At 43.2% G+C, this 18835-nt stretch carries 13 protein-coding genes; 4 read left to right on the forward strand and 9 right to left on the reverse strand.

Going from position 1 to position 18835, the window contains the following annotated elements:
* Window positions 1-2: 2 nt before the first annotated feature.
* Both DC077_RS06020 and DC077_RS06025 read right to left on the reverse strand, forming a co-directional pair.
* Window positions 3-992 (reverse strand): HlyD family secretion protein, encoded by a 990-nt coding sequence (locus DC077_RS06020; protein ID WP_109201661.1) that lies wholly within the window; start codon window positions 990-992, stop codon window positions 3-5.
* 767 nt (window positions 993-1759) lie between these two features.
* A complete protein-coding gene (locus DC077_RS06025) occupies window positions 1760-2653 on the reverse strand; it encodes a LysR family transcriptional regulator (RefSeq protein ID WP_109201660.1) in 894 nt (297 codons plus the stop codon).
* A 202-nt stretch (window positions 2654-2855) separates the two neighbouring features.
* Between DC077_RS06025 and DC077_RS06030 the strand changes: the two genes are divergently transcribed.
* Window positions 2856-3113 (forward strand): DUF2798 domain-containing protein, encoded by a 258-nt coding sequence (locus DC077_RS06030; protein ID WP_109201659.1) that lies wholly within the window; start codon window positions 2856-2858, stop codon window positions 3111-3113.
* A gap of 134 nt (window positions 3114-3247) precedes the next feature.
* Here the strand turns inward: DC077_RS06030 and pnp are convergent, their stop codons facing one another.
* The 7 genes from pnp to gmk form a co-directional block, all read right to left on the reverse strand.
* Complete coding sequence (pnp, locus tag DC077_RS06035; RefSeq protein WP_109201658.1) at window positions 3248-5344, reverse strand: polyribonucleotide nucleotidyltransferase; 2097 nt, start codon at window positions 5342-5344, stop codon at window positions 3248-3250.
* Window positions 5345-5803: 459 nt separating this feature from the next.
* Window positions 5804-6070 carry a 30S ribosomal protein S15 gene (rpsO, locus tag DC077_RS06040; protein ID WP_109201657.1) on the reverse strand — a complete coding sequence of 89 codons (267 nt, stop codon included), beginning with the start codon at window positions 6068-6070 and terminating at the stop codon, window positions 5804-5806.
* Between the two features lie 269 nt (window positions 6071-6339).
* The gene (locus DC077_RS06045) at window positions 6340-6948 is read right to left on the reverse strand and encodes a DUF192 domain-containing protein (RefSeq protein ID WP_109201656.1); all 609 of its coding nucleotides are present in this window, start codon (window positions 6946-6948) and stop codon (window positions 6340-6342) included.
* A gap of 98 nt (window positions 6949-7046) precedes the next feature.
* Entirely contained in the window at window positions 7047-8258 is a 1212-nt protein-coding gene (locus tag DC077_RS06050; RefSeq protein WP_109201655.1) for a JmjC domain-containing protein, read from the reverse strand.
* A 177-nt stretch (window positions 8259-8435) separates the two neighbouring features.
* The gene (locus DC077_RS06055; protein WP_109201654.1) at window positions 8436-10613 is read right to left on the reverse strand and encodes a RelA/SpoT family protein; all 2178 of its coding nucleotides are present in this window, start codon (window positions 10611-10613) and stop codon (window positions 8436-8438) included.
* Window positions 10614-11146: 533 nt separating this feature from the next.
* Window positions 11147-11374: a DNA-directed RNA polymerase subunit omega gene (rpoZ, locus tag DC077_RS06060; protein ID WP_109201653.1), complete on the reverse strand. Its 228-nt coding sequence runs from the start codon at window positions 11372-11374 to the stop codon at window positions 11147-11149.
* Window positions 11375-11699: 325 nt separating this feature from the next.
* Complete coding sequence (gmk, locus tag DC077_RS06065; protein WP_109201652.1) at window positions 11700-12356, reverse strand: guanylate kinase; 657 nt, start codon at window positions 12354-12356, stop codon at window positions 11700-11702.
* A 166-nt stretch (window positions 12357-12522) separates the two neighbouring features.
* Here gmk and DC077_RS06070 point away from each other — a divergent pair, with 166 nt between their 5' ends.
* The 3 genes from DC077_RS06070 (at window position 12523) to DC077_RS06080 (ending at window position 18755) form a co-directional block, all read left to right on the forward strand.
* A complete protein-coding gene (locus tag DC077_RS06070; protein ID WP_109201651.1) occupies window positions 12523-13107 on the forward strand; it encodes an invasion associated locus B family protein in 585 nt (194 codons plus the stop codon).
* A gap of 574 nt (window positions 13108-13681) precedes the next feature.
* On the forward strand, window positions 13682-15595 hold the full coding sequence (mnmG, locus tag DC077_RS06075) for a tRNA uridine-5-carboxymethylaminomethyl(34) synthesis enzyme MnmG (RefSeq protein WP_109201650.1): 1914 nt from the start codon (window positions 13682-13684) through the stop codon (window positions 15593-15595).
* A gap of 7 nt (window positions 15596-15602) precedes the next feature.
* Window positions 15603-18755 carry a peptidoglycan-binding protein gene (locus DC077_RS06080; protein ID WP_109201649.1) on the forward strand — a complete coding sequence of 1051 codons (3153 nt, stop codon included), beginning with the start codon at window positions 15603-15605 and terminating at the stop codon, window positions 18753-18755.
* Window positions 18756-18835 lie beyond the last annotated feature (80 nt).

An 18835-nucleotide genomic window follows, 5' to 3' on the forward strand; every position in this document is an offset into this window, starting at 1 on the left:
CATTACTCAACTGTACGGCGTGATTTCCAATCGGCAATAACACTCATACCGGGCAGTAAACCCTCTTCTGCTTTCACCGGCTTTGCTTTTACCTCAAAGGTACGAAGGTCAAAGTCACCCGTCGCTTTTGTTGCCTGCCAGTTAGCAAATTGTCCTAAGGGATTGATCGCTTGAATATAGACCTCGACATCTTTCTTTAATGCCGGAACATAAACATTAAAATGATCGCCCACCGCAGCGTAGTTTAGGTAATCTTCACGGATATTGAAGGTTAACCATAAGTTATCCATATTGATAAGAGAGTAGAGAGGCGTTCCGGGATTATAGAGCTGCCCGACTTCCGCGACTCGTACAGTCACTTGACCGTCAGATGGAGCGTAGACCGTCAAAGTATCATAATCTGATTGAACTTGAGAGAGTGCAGCTCTTGCCTGCTCAACTTGTGCATCTGCTAATGCTTTCTGTTGTGGACTACTACCACTGACCGCAAGCTCATAGTTCGCTTTTGCTGCAGCGGCTGCTTCCATCGCTGAAGAGAATGCATTTCGAGCAACATCTAAGTTTTGTTGGGAGACGCCCCCGCGAGGTGCAGCACCCTCCATACGATCGAGATTACTTTTTGCTAAGAGAAGATCCGCTTCCGCCTTCTCATATTGAGCACGCATCGCTTCAATCGTTTCAGGGCGTGTACTATAGACCACATCTCGATTTGCTTGTGCGACTCGATATTGTGCTTCCGATGTTGCTAATTGCGTCTCAAGAGCTGGGCTCTCAAGCTTTAATAGGAGATCCCCTTTCTTAACTTTATCACCAATATCAGCCATGAGCTCCACTGCCCGTCCTTGGACACGCACCGAAATATCCACCCGATTGGCCGCAACCTCGCCCTGAATTACAAGCTCAGGTTTATGATGAGAGATATAGAAGAGAGCCGCTACTAAGAGCAGAATCACAGCAATGATAATCGCGATAGTCGTTGTAATCTTTTGCATACGTTTTAATATCCGCGCTAAATCTAATTCTTGAAGAAAAAAGGTAAATAATTGTGCTTATCATAGCATGAATGCTTTTAATGCACACCTTTCAAGCGTGGATCTTTACAAACCTTTTCATGCGCAAAAGGGGGATTATTCGCTACTTTCAGCCCACTTGTTACAGATGGTGTAAAGGAGTCGTGTAAAGGAGTCGTGTAAAGGAATTTTTAAGCAAATTTTCAAGTGAACTTTAATGGATAGAAAGATAGAAAGAAGAATGCTCAGTCAAATCTAGGAATCACAAATAGAGGAATAAAATAGTAGATGACGAGCAATAAAAAAAGACTTTCACCTTGCGGATCCAGTCTCTTCTCGTTCGATTAACAGTGCCAAATAGGCATCATTTGATCACCCTCTAGCTAGTATAAGACCTCTTGAGGTACTCTTTCACTATTGCTGTTAATCATGGGGAATAACTTCCCCATCTATCTGCTCAGGATAACGCTCCTATCCTTCTCTAGAGCCCCGATATCTTAGTTTGCCATATTAGGAGATTGCTCTCTCTAATCTTTATCATCAGCATTATGAGCGTGAAGTAGAATATCGCTTTTATATCGATTTGTTTTCCCTTCTGCTGTGATAGGCAGTTCCTCCTCCACCTACTAGTGATATATTTTGCCTTCTTTAACAATGAGCTATTTTTTATTTTTATTAGTTTTTTATTAGTTATTACTAAGATCGGTAAGTGCTATTTAATACTCTTTAGCAGAAAGTCTCAAATGACATTATCTCGGAAGATATAACTTTTGGTTATACTCTTTGAGCCGTCTATTGAGAAATTTTTGAATAAGTTTTTGATAATCTTGCGATATTTTTCGCAAAGGACGATCTGATTGATAGAGCATACAGAGGTCTAACATCATTGGTTCTTTCAACGGATAGATCATTGAGAAGGGAAGAACCTCGGCAGCAGAGAAGAGATCGCTGATTGTACAGCCTACTCGGCGCTTTACAAATTCTGCCGCCATATAGTAGGTATGGACATTGAGCTGTGTGGGCTTAAAGGTTCGATATTGATGAATCATTGTCGAAAGCGAGTCTGCGCCGGGGTTGATCCAGCGATTATCATCGATTTCTTCAAGACTCATAACCGCCGGTTCTAGGGGCTCGGCATCGAGATAGACCACCGGAATTTTTGCTAAGGTAATAGAGCTGATCCCCTGCTCCTGTATGGGACGAAAAGAGATGGCAAAATCGAGTTGATAACGATTCAATAGATGGATCAATTCATCCGTATGATAAGTTGATACCTCCACTCGCGATTGTGGATAACGCTCCAAAAAGAGCTTGGTCACCTCAGGAATCAGACTCAATCCTAGACTCGGCAAGCAACCGATCGAAATATTACCGCGCGGTTTTTCTGCAAGATTCTCCGCCATTAACTGAAAGTCACTAAGCTCTTGATAGATCATCTGCGCCTTATCATAGAGAATGCGAGCCTCTTTAGTAGGAATCAGCTTCCCTCGCGTTCGTTCAAAGAGAAGATAACCTAAACGCATCTCCGCATGTTTTAATGTTTTACTCACCGCCGGCTGAGAGATATGCAACATATCAGCCGCTCGTGAAATTGACCCACACACCATAATGGCATAAAAGACCTCTAAATGCCGCGTATTCATCGATTCCCCCTATTTAATAATCTTCGCTCTGCTTCAAATATTGGTTAACTCACCCACAATATACATGGAGGTATATTGTTTTTTCTTAGTTGATTCGTTACTCTACAGAGGCTACTCAACATGATATACCGGAGTTGCCCACAGAGTTATCCACAAGCGATCCCTCTAGTGTATCAGATAAATCAGATAAAAAAGGAATCTCATGAGCCAAAATAGATTTGATCGATATAAGCTTCATCCAAGAATGATGCATCTTCTTGTCCCGCTCTTTCTCTCATTTGGAATGTCTTGTATTGTCTCGTTAGTCAGTACCTTGATGAGTGTTGGACTTTCTGGTTTTGTTGCCAGTGAATGGTTTGGCGCCTGGATGCTCTCCTGGCTCGTCGCCTTCCCTTCTGTCTTAATTTTACTCCCTATTATGAGACGCTTAGCACTTCTGCTTGTGCGAAAACCAGAGTAATCTCAACGCTCTAGATACAACAAAAACCCCAATTCATTGAATGAACTGGGGTTTTTATATGATTTTACTGAAAATCCTAAAAATCCTGAAAATCTCTTAGAATCTTTTAAGTTTTCTCAAAAATTTCTTAAAGATTACTCAACATCTTTCATCGTTAAGCGAATACGGCCTTGACGGTCGATCTCAAGAACTTTCACCTTCACAACTTGTCCTACATTGAGATGATCACCAACATTGGAGATGCGCTCTTCTGAAGGAATTTGTGATACGTGAACCATTCCATCTTGACCCGGACGAAGATTAACAAAGGCACCAAAATCCATGATACGGACAACCGGTGCATCATAGATCGCACCGATCTCAATATCAGAAGTGATCTCTTCAATACGTTTCTTCGCTGCTTCCGCTTGATCATTATTCACTGCAGAGATGCGGACTTCACCAGTATCTTCAATCTCAATGATTGCGCCTGTCTCTTCAGTAATTGCGCGAATGGTAACGCCCCCTTTACCGATTACATCACGAATCTTATCAGGATTGATACGAATCGTCGTGATACGAGGTGCAAACTCAGAGATTGAGTCACGTGATTCACTGATCACACGATTCATCTCATCTAGAATATGAAGACGAGCCACTTTTGCTTGTGAAAGCGCAGTATCCATAATCTCTTGAGTAATACCATCGATCTTGATATCCATCTGCAATGCAGTGATACCCTCTTTTGTTCCGGCAACTTTAAAGTCCATATCACCAAGATGGTCTTCATCACCAAGAATATCGGTTAATACCGCATATTGCTCCCCTTCCTTAATTAAGCCCATTGCAATTCCGGCAACAGGAGCTTTCAAAGGAACACCGGCATCCATCAATGCAAGTGAGCTACCACAGACAGATGCCATTGAGCTTGAACCATTCGATTCTGTAATCTCAGAGACAACACGAATTGTGTAAGGATACTCTTCCATGTTCGGCAATACTGCCGCAACACCACGTTTTGCAAGATTACCATGACCAATCTCACGACGTTTTGGTGAGCCAACACGTCCTGTCTCACCTACAGAATAGGGAGGGAAGTTATAGTGGAGCATAAAGTTCTCTTTATATTCCCCAGAGATGGCATCAATAATTTGAGCATCACGTTCCGTTCCTAAAGTTGCCACAACTAAGGCTTGTGTCTCACCACGAGTAAAGAGTGCAGAACCGTGAGTACGCTTTAAAACACCAACGCGAGAGACGATTGGACGAACTGTTTGTGTATCACGACCATCGATACGTGGCTGACCTGCAAGAATCTGACCACGAACGATATCAGCACTAATACGACCCACTTCTGCAGCCACATCAGCTTCGGTAAAGCTCTCTTCTGCATCGGTAACTAACGTTGCAATTGCACGCTCTTTTGCCGCATTAATAGCGCTACTGCGCTCCTGTTTTACAGTAATTTTAAATGCTGCTTCTAAATCTTCACGAACCAGATCAGAAACTGCTTTTTTCAATGCTTCATTAACTGCAGGCACTTCAAATGGGAAAGGATCATTACCCACTTTATCAGCAAGTTCAGCGATATTATCGATCACAACTTGCATCTCTTTATGACCAAAGATCACAGCACCTAACATCACCTCTTCTGAAAGAAGATTCGCTTCAGATTCAACCATCAAGACCGCGCCTTTAGTTCCGGCAACAACAAGATCAAGATCTGATACTTTCAATTCAGAGAGCGTTGGGTTTAAGAGATACTCACCATTGATATAACCGACACGCGCAGCCCCTAATGGACCATTAAAAGGGAGACGGGCAATTGAGAGTGCTGCAGAAGCACCGATCATCGCAACAATATCAGCGCTCACTTCTGGGTTGATCGAAACAACGGTTGCAACGATCTGTACTTCATTTGTGAATGCTTCATGGAAGAGCGGACGCACAGGACGGTCAATAAGACGCGCCACTAAGATCTCTTGCTCTGAAGGACGCCCTTCGCGGCGGAAGAAGCCCCCCGGAATTTTACCGGCAGCATAGGTCTTCTCTTGATAATCCACCGTTAATGGGAAAAAGTCACGACCGGGATCTGCGCTCTTTGCTGCAACAACAGAGACAAATACCGTTGTTCCCTCAATATCCACCATCACGGCAGCAGTCGCTTGACGTGCGATCTCAGCTGTTTCAATTGTTACCTTACGACCACCGTAGGTGAACTCCTGGACAATCGGTTTTAATTCTAATGTCATATATTAATTTCCTCTATTCTGACCTTATTTGGATCTTCATTGAATTTTCTTCAAATTCTCTCTTTGAAGGCTATTCAAATCACTATCCATTTCTATCTCTTTTTATCTCTTTTCATCTCGTTGCATCTTATTGCACCTTTTGGAGACGCTCTCTTTAAATAGAGATCTTCAGATAAAGAATTCTAGAACTCTAAGGGAACTGCTCTATCTCTCGACTCCTGTAAACAATAAGCGGTGAAACAAGAGATGGAGCAGTGCCCCTACAGATAACTCTATTTCTATTTAAAAGCGTTAACAATCAGGCAATAAATAAGCAATAATAAAAAGGATAAAAAGCCAAGCTACAAAAAGCCCCCACAAAAACTGCGGGGGCTCAATTTTACAGGTACATTACGCCTAGCGCATTATGAGTGATGAGCTGGGGATAATCTACAAAAAAATACATCTTTATCAATACAATTAACGACGTAATGATAAACGATCGATAAGATTTTGATAACGATCTAAATCTACAGATCTTAAGTATGTGAGTAACTTACGACGCTTGTTTACCATCTGTAAGAGACCACGACGTGAGTGGTGATCTTTCTTATGCTCAGAAAAATGTGCTTGAAGCGCATTAATGTTGAACGTTAAGAGTGCTACTTGTACTTCTGGTGAACCTGTGTCGTTAGCGCCACGACCGAAATCTTTAACGATCTCTGCTTTTTTTTCTACTGTTAACATGTATAAAAACTCCAAAATTTTATAAATAGTGTCAATGGCGATGACAGCATTTAATCTCCGCATTATAGTATGTTTCTTACAAAACACCAACTACTAAAATCGCTTCTCACAAAACCTTGCATCAAAGAGCGCTAAAAGCTGAAAGCAAAGGTGTTTGAAGTGAGCATCACCAAAACGTTCAACAAAATACTCAATTTAGCGTAAATCAATTTATCGTAAAAACGACACGCTCAGCAAAATCTTCTTAGGGATTATTCTTAGAGATTACATTACCGCCAGTGCCAATTTAGATTATCGCCAACCTTCAATCCCAGCTTCTCAGCCATACCGCTATTTAACTCCAGAACATATTTCCCCGGAGCTTTAGCCGGATAAGAGGGGCATTGTCGAGTACGGCACGGTTCAGCCTGCACAATATCGATAACATCACCCGCTTCACTAATATAGATAATATCGAGAGGGATTAAGGTATTTTTCATCCAGAAGGAGAGTGGTTGTGTCTGTGGAAAGAGAAAGAGCATCCCCCGATTCTCCGGCATCACTTCACGCCCCATCAAACCCTTCGCTTGTGATGGACTATCAAGCGCAAGTTCAACGATGATCGAGGTACCATGAATCTGCATCTCCCCCTCTCGCAATCCCGACTCAGGAGAGAAGCCAAAACCAGGTTTAACAAGCCCTCCGCCCTCTTTTAGGAAGTGGCGCAAATCAGCGCTATCACGCCTTATCTCTGTCGCAAAAGGGAGTGTTGGCAAGAGCAAAAGAAGCAATGCCAATAACAGTGTGCCCCAAAAAAGTCTATTTCGGCGATCAACACATGTTCCCATTACGTGACGATATTGCTGATATTGCTGATATTGCTGATATTGACGATCCATCTTAAAAATCTCTCCTTATACTGATCATTCTATTGATCATTACTTATATCGACCATTAGATTGCTCTACGCAATTACGATCTCACCCATTCAATTGAACTAATCATCCTCAAATGCTTCATCATCTGTATCATCTGCACCATCATCGAGAAGGAGAATTCCATCATTGATCAATTGTAGAAGAAATTGTTGATTTAAGTGGGAGTCGAGACTTTCTATGAGCGCATCATAATCCCACTCTGTCGCTTGAGTTAACTGCTCAACAAGGGCTCTTTCACTCAGCGGCAATGAATAGCTCTTTCCTGCGGCAAAGAGAAGAATCTTATCATCCGATGCATAGTAAAGGAGCGTAATTCCGGGATGCACTTCTAGATAACCCCCATCATCGAGATACTCAAGGAGCGCCTCGATCGTCAAATGATCTTCAAGCGCTTCGGGCGTCTGAAACATCTTTGGCTCAGTAATAAAGGCACCAAACCATTGAACAATCTCTGCTCGATTCTGCGTTAAAGCTGACTCTAAAATCGCAACAACACGATCAATAGCGGCATCACTTAATGCCCCCGGCGTTGTTACCACCTCTAATTCAGGATCACAATAGCGGGCATCTTCTGCCACCGCATCAAACTTCATCTCCATATAGTCACGCAACATCTCCCGATGCTTCGGTGCGCGAAAACCGACCGACCAGGTCACGCTTCGACCAATATTCACGCCATAGTGACCAATTCTTGGGGGAAGATAGAGAAGATCACCCGGCTCGACAATCCACTCCTCATCAGGGCGAAAATTCTCAATCAGACGAATATCGACCCCTTTGACAAAATCATCTTCAGAGACAGGGGCATAACTAATCTGCCAACGCTTCTTCCCCATTCCTTGTAGAAGAAAGACATCATAATCATCCCAATGAGCGCCGACATTTCCCCCCTCTTCCCCTAAACTTACCTGGAGATCATCTAAGCGCCAATGGGAGATAAAGCGAAAAGGATCGAGCATCGATTTTAATTCGGGCAGATTCTTCTCCACATCATTGACAACCAGCATCCATGACTTCTCATGAAGGGTAGAGAAATCCTCTTCCGTTGCCGGCCCCATCTTTAACTGCCAAGGTCGTTCGCCACCACTTTCATAAATAAAGCGAGAAGGAATAAAGGGTTCAAAGGCCAAGCCGGCAATCTCATCCGCTGTTAGAGGATCTTCAAAATTGGGAAATGCACCTTTTACAAAGAGTGGCTTCTTCTGCCAATACTCCTGAAGAAATTGCTCGGCGGTTAAGCCCCCTAAAAATGGTAACGGTTGATTCTTCATCGATCATTCTCTCTATCTTGCTATCGCTTAATTTAGTCTCTTTAACTTCTTTGACTTCTTTGACTTCTTTGATTTCTTATAACTATTTCTTATAACTTCTTTAATGCTTTAGATTCCTGAGGCTCTTGAGATTCTTAAGATGTTCAATAACGCTTAAAATAGATAATCGGTCCGATACTATCGTCTAGAGACTCGTTCTACCATGGGTAATAATCGAAGTTCTCGCATAATATCAGCAAGATGTTTTCGATCTTGAACATCCACAACGAAACGGATCTTCACAATATCGTCACTCATCGGCTCAGAGGTAAACTCGCCAAAATCGAGATTCATCTCCGTCACCTTAGCACTCACAGAGGCAATTGCTCCGCGACGATTCTTTGCAATAAGCGTTAACTGAACAGGGAAATCTCCACGTGCCTTTTTACTCCAAGCGAGAGGAATCCAACGATCTTCATGCTTCTTATAATTCTCCACATTGGCACAATCGACCTGATGGATCACCATGCCGTGGCGCTGACTGAGGTAGCCGATAATCGACTCTCCCGGCAAGGGGTAACAGCAGCGTCCTAAAGTGGTCTTCATCTTCTCAGCACCGATAATAATATCGCTAGAGACCTCTAAGCCATCTTCATCTTCATCAGGAGCTTCATGCATCTCCACCTCTAATCCCTGCTTTACTAAGAAGCGGTTGATGATGTAGTGCATTGGGTATTTTCCGCGCCCAATCGAAATTAAGAGCTCCTCTTTCGATCCAAGCTCTAGCTCCTCTAGAAGAACCTCTTGATCCTTTTCACCAAAGTCATCGAGAATAATACCTTTATTCTCTAGCTCTAAAGCGAGGAGTCGCTCCCCAATATTGTACGCCTCTTCACTCGATAATTTAGAGAGGTAGGCCAAAATACTGGTTCTTGCACGAGCACTGACAACATAGTCGAGCCATTTAGGGGAAGGTCTTCTCTCCTCCTCGGTGATAATCTCTACCGTCTGCCCATTATGGAGCGATTGAGAGAAAGGTACCTGCTGTCCATCGACAATAATCGCGCGGCAATGATTCCCCACCTCAGTATGAACGGCATAGGCAAAATCGATCCCGGTTGAACCTTTAGGAAGCTCGATAATGCGCCCCTTAGGAGTGAAGAGATAGATCTCTTTCGGGAAGAGATTCGCTTTCATCGCCTCCATAAACTCTACAGAGGAGATCGCACTATCTTGTAATTCTGTTACAGAATCGAGCCATTTATTGGTTCGAATCTGATTCTGTTGCCCTTCATAGGCATCTTTATAGCGCCAATGAGCAGCCGCTCCTGCTTCGGCAATAACATGCATATCACGCGTTCTAATCTGCACTTCAACCGGCAATCCATTGCGTCCAAAGACGATGGTATGAAGGCTCTGATAACCATTGCCTTTAGGGATCGCAATATAATCTTTAAAACCACCAATAATCGGCTTATAGAGTTGATGCACCATCCCTAATACGCGATAACACTCATCAACGGTTGAGACAATCACGCGAATGGCGAAGATATCGTAGACCAATTCGATCTTACCCTTCACCTTCAACTTATTATAGATACTCCAAAGATGCTTCTTGCGAGTTGAGATACGTGAAAGGATATTCCCCCGTACTAGACGATCATAGATCGTATCTTTGATTCGCGTTAAGTTCTCACTCTCACTCTCATACTTCTCCTCGATCGCCTTAGAGAGTACGGCATAGCGCATAGGGTAGATATTCTCAAAGCAGAGATTCTCGAGATAGACCTGCAACGCATACATTCCTAAACGTGCGGCAATGGGCGCATAGATCTCCAAGGTTTCATTGGCAATACGGCGCTTCTTATAGGCAGCGAGTGCCCCTAATGTCCGCATATTGTGGAGTCTATCAGCAAGCTTGACCATAATGATGCGAAGATCTTTCGTCATCGCTAAAATCATCTTACGGAAATTCTCCGCCTTCGCTTCCTCTTTTGAGCGGAACTTAATCTGCGTTAATTTCGTAACGCCATCGACAATCTGTGCAACTTCTTCCCCAAATTCATGGGCAATCTCATCGTAGCCGATCTCGGTATCTTCAATCACATCATGCAGAACCGCCCCGACTAATGAGGCTTTATCAATCTGCACTTCCGTTAAGATCAAGGCAACTGCCAGCGGGTGAAAAATATAGGGCTCGCCAGAGGAGCGAAACTGTTCCTGATGCGCAAACGCACCATAAATACATGCTCGTTCAACCTCTTTTACTTCTTCTTCCGAAAGATAGCGACCTACGATTCGCAATAAGCGACCGACCTTAATCTCAAATTCTTTACGCCAGGGAAGAAGATTTGGAGGCAATTGATATTTCTCCATAATCTACTCCTAATGAATAACTGTAAGACTGCATCGATTGCGTAGCAGCAGCCATAAATAATATCTATCGATCACACCTAGTGTATTGACTAGTATGCTCATTTGCTAAAATGCGCATTACAAAAATGCTCACTCTTACTTCTTTAAGGATACGCTAAAAACAGGATAACCACTCAAAATATTTCGTTAATACAGAGTGTTATCAGTCACTACCGAGGGCTATCATTCACAACCGATCACCGAAAGATCATCCCTACCTCTAAGAGCATCTTATCCTTTATAAAAGCAATAATCTATTGGGAGATAGAATCAGTCAAAACTGATTCCAAATGCCCCTGAAATTGATCAATATCGTGGCCGATTAATAGTGAGTCGGCAATCATTTCTACCCTCATTGCAGCTCGATTTTTTGCCCTACGCTATAGAATATTTTCTACCATAAATTTTCTACCATAAAAGATAAAAGAAGATGAGAAGCTATAACTTCCCATCTTCCTATCTACTCTTACTCAACTTCTTAGTTTTAATTCTACTTAGAAGCCTGACTGAAAATCTGCCTCTTTTGCCGTAATCTCAGCAGGGCTAATCTCCCCTTTCGCAATTTCACGAAGTGCAATAACGGTCGATTTCGATGCACGACTGCGGCTGACAGTAGGCTCTGCACCGCGCTCTAATTGTCTTGCTCTCTTTGCTGCAACTGTGACTAACTGAAAACGGTTATCAACCTTCTCTAAACAATCTTGTACTGTTACGCGTGCCATAAACTTATCTCCTAACTAACACTGTCTAATGTCTAATGTCTAATGTCTAATTATTAATATTTCATATTAAATACGAATATACAGATTTTTAATACAGATATAACGGATATAGCGTGTATAACAAATATAAAATCTCTGTAAATCGAATCAATCTAGCTGATACTGCATCGAACTCCCGATATGCCCTATCTGCTCCTACCTGACCTCTTATCTGATCTTTTATCTGATCCTGATATTAAGATGAACCAATGCCGGACTCTCTCATCGAGAGGCGCATATTATCACTCATCGTCCCGATTTTAAAATATCGGGAAAATATCGAAACTTAAATGGCAGATGATGGGCGTTCTAAGAGCGTGGTCAATAGTTCGCTATTTTTAACTTGTTGATAGGCGGTTCGTAATCGATTGACATGAAAAATTTCTCGCAAATCACTCAATGCTCGCTCAAAATCATCATTGATGACCACATAATCAAACTTCTCATAATGCTTAATTTGATTAACAGCATCTGCCATTCGCTTCGCGATCACCGCAGGATCATCCTGATTACGGGAGGAGAGTCGTTCTTCTAACGCTTCTAAAGAGGGGGGAAGAATAAAGATCAACTCCGCTTCCGGCATAATCTTCTTCACAGAAGCCGCTCCCTGCCAATCGATCACCAGCACCACATCTTTACCGCTACGGGTATGTTTCTCAACCTCCCAGAGCGATGTCCCATAGAGATTGCCAAAGACTTCGGCATACTCTAAAAACTCGCCACGATCTACCATCGCAATAAACTCCTCTTTAGAGGCGAAATGGTAGTGGACACCATTCTCTTCACCCTCTCTAGGAGCTCTTGTTGTATGCGTTACCGCTCGTGTCACATGGGGATCATGAGCCATCAGCCCCTCTACCAATGTTGTCTTTCCACCTCCTGATGGCGCAGAAATTACATAAACCTTACCATTACCTAATGTGCATTTTTGCGATAATTGCATTTTACCCTTCCTGAACAGATATCTACCCATCTTAACAAGGCTTCCCTTGATCGATTATCGAACTAGTATATAATAAACCTCTTGTAATGTTATTCTATTTCCATCAATAACAGTAGAATAGTAAATCATTTGTAGCGTTCCTAATTATATGGAGTAAAAGCCAATCATGTTGAAAAAATTACTACTTAGCGCCAGTGTTGCTCTCCTTTTAGGAGGCGTAGCTGCGGCTCAAAACCAAACTGAAGTTGTCTATCTTAAGCAACACGGTGATTGGAAAGTTGAGTGCTTACAAGACACAGTTCCAGAAGGAACGTTTGAAAGCTGCTTAATGTCGACCACAGGCGATATTGAATTAACCAATCCGGAAGATGAGTCACAAAAACAGAAGATCAAAGCATTAAGAGCCTCTGTAATCTATATCGATGGCAATCCAACGCTTATTTTCAGTGCTCTTCCAGGGACTCTCTTAATTCCAGGTCTTGAGTTTAAGATCGATGGTAAACAGCTTGAAATTGATGGCACGAAAGTGACCGGCTTAAGCTTTGAGCGCTGCTTACCTGATGGCTGTATCACAGGTCTTCCGATCAATGACCCAAAAGTCCTCAACTCTCTAAAAAATTCAGGTAAGCTCAATGTTAGCTATACTCACGATTTCTTAGGTCCAGAGCCAAACAACGTTAAGATCGACCTCTCAATGAAAGGTTTTACAAGCTCATTAGAAGATTTGGCAAAACAATCTGAGAAGAAGTAACTCAAATTGTAATTGAGTGATCTACAGATCATTCTGAAGATGAGAAACAATTTTTGAAGGGATCAACATTGGTTTGATCCCTTTTTTAGATTATAATTACCGCTAAAATGTATCATTCCTAGTCGCAGCGATAAAAGTGCAGCAATAGCAGATGGTAATAGAGCAATTTAAAAATTCAGATAGATGAGTGGCTCAACAGCGATTCACTTGCAATTCATTTACGGTTCATTTGTGGTTCATTTGTGGTTCATTTTCAATTCATCCCATTGATTTTGAAACTCAAATATTGGTGATCGAATATTGATAATCAAATATCGACAACTAAATATTGGCAACCGAATGTTGGCAATTGAATATTAGCAATAGCTTCTTAGATCCTCGCTTCTGCCCCGCTCATAGAAGAGTCGATAAACATCCCCTCATCCATAGAGTCGTGGTCTCTGAAGACGAAATCTTCCACCGAACCTCTCATCTTCTCCTCACTTATCCATTCGAAGATTACAACTAATCAACCAATCAACTAATATATAAACTCATATAACTCATATAACTCATATCAATCTATTAAAAATCTATGAACTACCCACAACATTTTGGCGTCATTGTTATCGGCGGCGGTCATGCAGGAACAGAAGCAGCACTTGCATCGGCTCGCCTTGGTGTTCCCACACTTCTACTTACCCACAATATTGAGACTTTAGGTCAGCTCAGCTGTAATCCTGCTATTGGCGGGATTGGTAAAGGGCAGATCGTCAAAGAGATCGATGCATTAGGGGGATCGATGGCACATGCAACCGATCTTGCCGGCATCCAATTTCGTATTCTAAATGCCTCTAAAGGCCCCGCCGTTCGCTCAACACGCGCACAAGCGGATAGAACGCTCTATAAAACAGCGATCCGTAAGATCTTAGAGAATCAGCCTAATCTCTATCTCTTCCAACAGGCAGCAGATGATCTTATTTTAGAGGGAGATAAAGTTGCGGGAGTCATTACTCAGACCGGCATCCGCTTCCATGGTGAAACCGTTATTTTAACAGCGGGAACCTTTCTCTCCGGCTTAATCCATATCGGTATGGAGAATTATAGTGGCGGTCGAATGGGAGATACGGCATCCATCTCTCTTTCTCATAAATTAGCGGAACTTAATCTCGGTAAAGGGCGCCTTAAGACAGGAACCCCACCCCGTATCGATGGAAAGAGTATCGATTTTACCAATATGACAGAACAGCCAGGAGATGAGCCAACACCGGTCTTCTCCTACTTGGGTTCTCGTGCAGAGCATCCACGCCAAGTCTCCTGCTGGACAACCTTCACCAATGAGCAAACCCATGAGATTATTCGTGGCGGACTCGACCGCTCACCGATGTATGCGGACAATAAAACAATTGAAGGATTAGGGCCACGCTACTGCCCTTCAGTTGAAGATAAGATTATGAAGTTTGCCGATAAGGATCAACATCATGTCTTCTTAGAACCCGAAGGACTCGATACTCATGAGTATTACCCTAATGGAATCTCTACCAGCTTGCCATTTGATGTTCAAGTGAATCTAGTTCGCTCTATTCCCGGCTTAGAGAATGCTCATATTACGCGCCCAGGTTATGCCATTGAGTATGACTTCTATGATCCGCGTAACCTCAAATTCACCCTAGAGACAAAAGCGATCAACAATCTCTATTTTGCCGGTCAGATTAATGGAACCACCGGTTATGAAGAGGCTGCAGCACAAGGTCTCTTAGCCGGCCTCAATGCCGCGCGACGCTATCTTGAAAAAGATCCATGGTACCCTAAACGTCATGAGGCTTATACCGGCGTTATGATCGATGATCTGATCAATCTCGGCGTTCGGGAACCTTATCGGATGTTTACCTCCCGCGCAGAACATCGCCTGATCTTAAGAGAAGATAATGCCGATGAGCGCTTAACCCCTATCGGCCGAGAATTAGGGTTGGTGGATGATTATCGTTGGGAAAAATTCCTCGAAAAGCAAGAAGCGATTGCTCAAGCTGAACAACGATTTAAAGATTGGATGATCCGAGTTGACTCCCCTGCTGGTGAGAAGATTATCAAAGAGAATAATGTGGCGCTCAAACAAAATATTCGTGCCATCAATCTTCTCAAGCGTCCAGAAATATCATTAGCAACTTTAGTAGAACTCGAAGATGAGCAAGGACCGGATCTCTCTCAATTCTCAGAAGAAGTGCTCCAAAAAATTGAAATTCATACCAAATATGAAGGCTATATCAATCGGAGCATCGAGGATATTAAGCGCAATCAAAAATTTGAAAATGCGCCACTTCCTAGTAATGTAGATTACAGCCAAGTGGAAGGTCTCTCTATCGAGATTCAGGAACGGCTCAATCAAGCACAACCTGAAACATTAGGCCAAGCCTCTCGCATTCAGGGTGTAACACCAGCAGCCATCTCATTGATACTCGTTCACTTAAGAAAAGGGAAACTCCCAGTTAAAAACCGAGAAAAGGATTAATAGCATTATGCGTAAAGCCATACTAAGAGTCGCGTTATCATCACTACTTGCACTATCGTTAGGCTCTGCAAATAATCTTGAGTCAATCTTACAGCAGACTCAAGACTCTAAAGTGACCTCGCTCTTACATTACCAAAGTGATCCTTTACTTCACTTTAAAGATCATTATGGCTTTACGCTCTATGATTATGCTTTAACTCAAAAGAAGGGAGAGCTACTCGCTTGGCTCAAAGGGGAAAAGATTGATAGCGGCGTGGAATCTAAGCTAGTACAACAGGCTCAAGTGTGGCTCTATCTCCTCAAATATCCGGTCGATAACTTAGAGGGCCATATTACTGAAGCCTTCCAGAATGATATCGCCTATTATCAAACGCAGGAGAAGCTTCCTCATATCAATGCAATCACTCCCGAATGGCTTATTCCATTAGAGCGAAAAGCATTGCAGCCCCTGATCGAATCTATTAAAAAAGAGAACCCCAAGATCACTGAAGAAGCCCTTATCTCGAGACTCAACGAAGTAATTGTGGAGAAGCTGCCCTCATCAGCGAAATTATTACAAAGCCCCTTTGTAACAGCAACGATGCTGAAAAATATTGAAGCGGGGACCATCACTTTCACCCTAGATCAAGCAGGCTCATCAGCAACCGCACTTCCCCTAACATTTCTCACGCCAGCAGAAGAGCTTAACAATACGCCCCCCTTCCCCGGCCGTCAATTGCAGCTCTTCTTCGATTTCACTCCCGATGAGATCACATCGTTCCTCAAACAGAAAGGAGGTAGAAGTAAGATTTTTACCCTTCAGACCTGGTTGCGAATGGCGGGCTACTTCCCGCTTCCTCTCAAAATTGATGGTCAAAGAGGCGCTAATACACGTACCGCTATTGAGCGCTATCAAGCTTCATTAGGACAGAAGCAAGATGGGATTCCTAACGCAACTTGGGAAGCACCTTTGGAAAAAGAGGTGCGTAAAGATGTCCAACGTCAACTGACGCTTTTAGGATTTTATGACGGTGAAATTGATGGTATCAATGGTATCGGTACTGAAAATGCTATCAAAGCTTTTGAAAAGAGCCTCAATCTCCCTGAGGTGGGAACGCTCTCTCCCAATATGCTCTTCCATCTCTTCAACCCCCGATTTTTACCAGAATCGATTCTCAAATCAATAGAAGCAGAACGTAAAAAAGCAGCCGAACAACGTGCGCTCCCCCCCCTAAAAAAAGACAATGAAGGAAGAGATCCTACTTCGATCGATTCTCCTGCGACTGAAAAAATCGAAGAACCATTACCATCACTTATTCCGCCTCTTTTACAGATAGCCCTGGAAAAGCTTGCAGAACCACAGTTAACGACTGATGAGAATCAAACAAAAGAGGTAGCGCCTACCGATCCTTCTCACGGTGCTCTTCAAGATGAGAAGCAAGAGGTCATAGCCTCTGAAGACTCAGAAGAGCTCGATGAGGCGGAAGAGCCAACCATTGATGAAGTGCGCTCGCTTATTACGCTCGATGAGCCTCTTCGCAATTTCTCCCTCTCTCGTAATGAGATCGATAATCTCGTGATTAAAGCACGAGTTCCTAAAATATTTTTCACACAGACAGCTCTCTATCTACTCGATCTCTATGATGGCCCGCTCGATGGCGCCAATGGACCGGCAACACGCGATGCGATCCGAGCCTTTGAAAAAGCGTTAGGACAGAATGAGACGGGCGAGTTGCTTCCTCGTTGGGAAAATCCACTTCGTCAAATTATCTATCGCTTTGTACAGTATCGTCTAAAAGAGGATGGATTCTATAAAGGTGATATTGATGGATTAAGAGGTCCCGGAACACGCGATGCAATCAGAGCATATGAGCAATTCACCAATACGGAAGCTGTAGGCGCACTGACACCCGTGCTTCTCTTAACTCTCTTCAATGATGATCTCTCCGATGCTCCCTTAAGTGGTGAAGAGGTTCCAAGTGATTCAGTTGAAGATGTCACAGAAGATGGCACTGCACCTATCACCGCAGAGGAAGATCAGGAACTCCAAGCAGATAGCAACAAGATGATAGAGCCCTATAAAACCTCCGTTAAGAGGTTTGATCTCTCCCACGCAAAAAGTAGTGAAGAGACTGCATTAGAGCAACTACAACTTGCCTACTTAGGCTTCTACACCGGCACTGTTGATGGGCTAAAAGGTCCCGGTACTAATCGTGCGATTGAGGCCTTTCAGAAATCCTTCTCGCTTCCTGTTACCGGCAAACTAGATCAAAAGAGCCGTGCATTACTAGAAGAGGAGAATATCAATAAGTTTCAACGTTACCTGCAGCGAACCGGCTATATGAAAGATCGAACAACCGGAACGTTAGGGCCAAAGACACGCCGAGCAATTGGGATTTTAAAAAATCGTTATGGTTATCAGGTTAGCGATAAGCTCGACCTACCAGCCTACCTTATCCTGATCGATGAAGAGCAGGAGACTCAATTTGCAAAGACCTACTACGAGAAGGTTGTCAAAGAGCGAGAAGCTGCAGAAAAGGTGGTCGATACCCAAGCCTATCTCATTGGATTTGGCATCTTAAATGGGCGAGCAGATGGTAAAATGGGGCCAGCAACAGAGGGTGCTATTCAAACCTACCGTTCTCAACAAGGACTTAAAAAAGGAAAAGAGATCGATACTGCGCTCTTAGAATCCTTTAAAAAGAATGCGCCCAAACAGGCTCAGACCTACCTACAACAGTTAGGATATCCTGTAAAACCGGATGGTATCTTTGGTAAAAACTCGAAAAAGCAACTCAATGCATTTTTAACGAAAGCTAAGAAGCCTCAATCAGAAGTTGTAACAGCAGACATCTTAATGGAGCTGCAGAAAGCTGTGACGGCCAAAGTCGCTAGGGAACGCACCGCAAGTAATAGCAATCGTAGCAGTAGTGCACCGCGCCCGACAGCAGCTGTGCCACCACTGAAAAAAGGGCTACAACAAGATGCAGCACTTGCTAGAGCACCCGGTGGTACCGTCAACGGTCGCTTACAGATTGTTAAAAATGGTTCGGGACAGGTCATTGGCTGTAAGGTCAACAATATCACCATGGCAGCAGATTGGTGTACTGGCAAGCGTAATGGCGCCCAGTGTCGTGTGCTCTATAAAAATCAGCGAGTCCTCTCTATGAACTGTAAATAGATCAACAAGCAGTTAAGACTCCACTTACAACAGAAGACCCCAAAAGTTTAAACAGAACTTTTGGGATCTTTTTTTACCGG

Origin of the sequence: Ignatzschineria cameli, assembly GCF_003121895.1 — a bacterium.
In the GTDB taxonomy this organism is placed as follows: domain Bacteria; phylum Pseudomonadota; class Gammaproteobacteria; order Cardiobacteriales; family Wohlfahrtiimonadaceae; genus Ignatzschineria; species Ignatzschineria cameli.

Excerpts from the sequence above, each read along its gene's own strand:
- DC077_RS06020 (WP_109201661.1), bottom strand. The coding sequence starts at position 992 with ATGCAAAAGATTACAACGACTATCGCGATTATCATTGCTGTGATTCTG.
- DC077_RS06025 (WP_109201660.1), bottom strand. The coding sequence starts at position 2,653 with ATGAATACGCGGCATTTAGAGGTCTTTTATGCCATTATGGTGTGTGGG.
- DC077_RS06030 (WP_109201659.1), top strand. The coding sequence starts at position 2,856 with ATGAGCCAAAATAGATTTGATCGATATAAGCTTCATCCAAGAATGATG.
- pnp (WP_109201658.1), bottom strand. The coding sequence starts at position 5,344 with ATGACATTAGAATTAAAACCGATTGTCCAGGAGTTCACCTACGGTGGT.
- rpsO (WP_109201657.1), bottom strand. The coding sequence starts at position 6,070 with ATGTTAACAGTAGAAAAAAAAGCAGAGATCGTTAAAGATTTCGGTCGT.
- DC077_RS06045 (WP_109201656.1), bottom strand. The coding sequence starts at position 6,948 with ATGGATCGTCAATATCAGCAATATCAGCAATATCAGCAATATCGTCAC.
- DC077_RS06050 (WP_109201655.1), bottom strand. The coding sequence starts at position 8,258 with ATGAAGAATCAACCGTTACCATTTTTAGGGGGCTTAACCGCCGAGCAA.
- DC077_RS06055 (WP_109201654.1), bottom strand. The coding sequence starts at position 10,613 with ATGGAGAAATATCAATTGCCTCCAAATCTTCTTCCCTGGCGTAAAGAA.
- rpoZ (WP_109201653.1), bottom strand. The coding sequence starts at position 11,374 with ATGGCACGCGTAACAGTACAAGATTGTTTAGAGAAGGTTGATAACCGT.
- gmk (WP_109201652.1), bottom strand. The coding sequence starts at position 12,356 with ATGCAATTATCGCAAAAATGCACATTAGGTAATGGTAAGGTTTATGTA.
- DC077_RS06070 (WP_109201651.1), top strand. The coding sequence starts at position 12,523 with ATGTTGAAAAAATTACTACTTAGCGCCAGTGTTGCTCTCCTTTTAGGA.
- mnmG (WP_109201650.1), top strand. The coding sequence starts at position 13,682 with ATGAACTACCCACAACATTTTGGCGTCATTGTTATCGGCGGCGGTCAT.
- DC077_RS06080 (WP_109201649.1), top strand. The coding sequence starts at position 15,603 with ATGCGTAAAGCCATACTAAGAGTCGCGTTATCATCACTACTTGCACTA.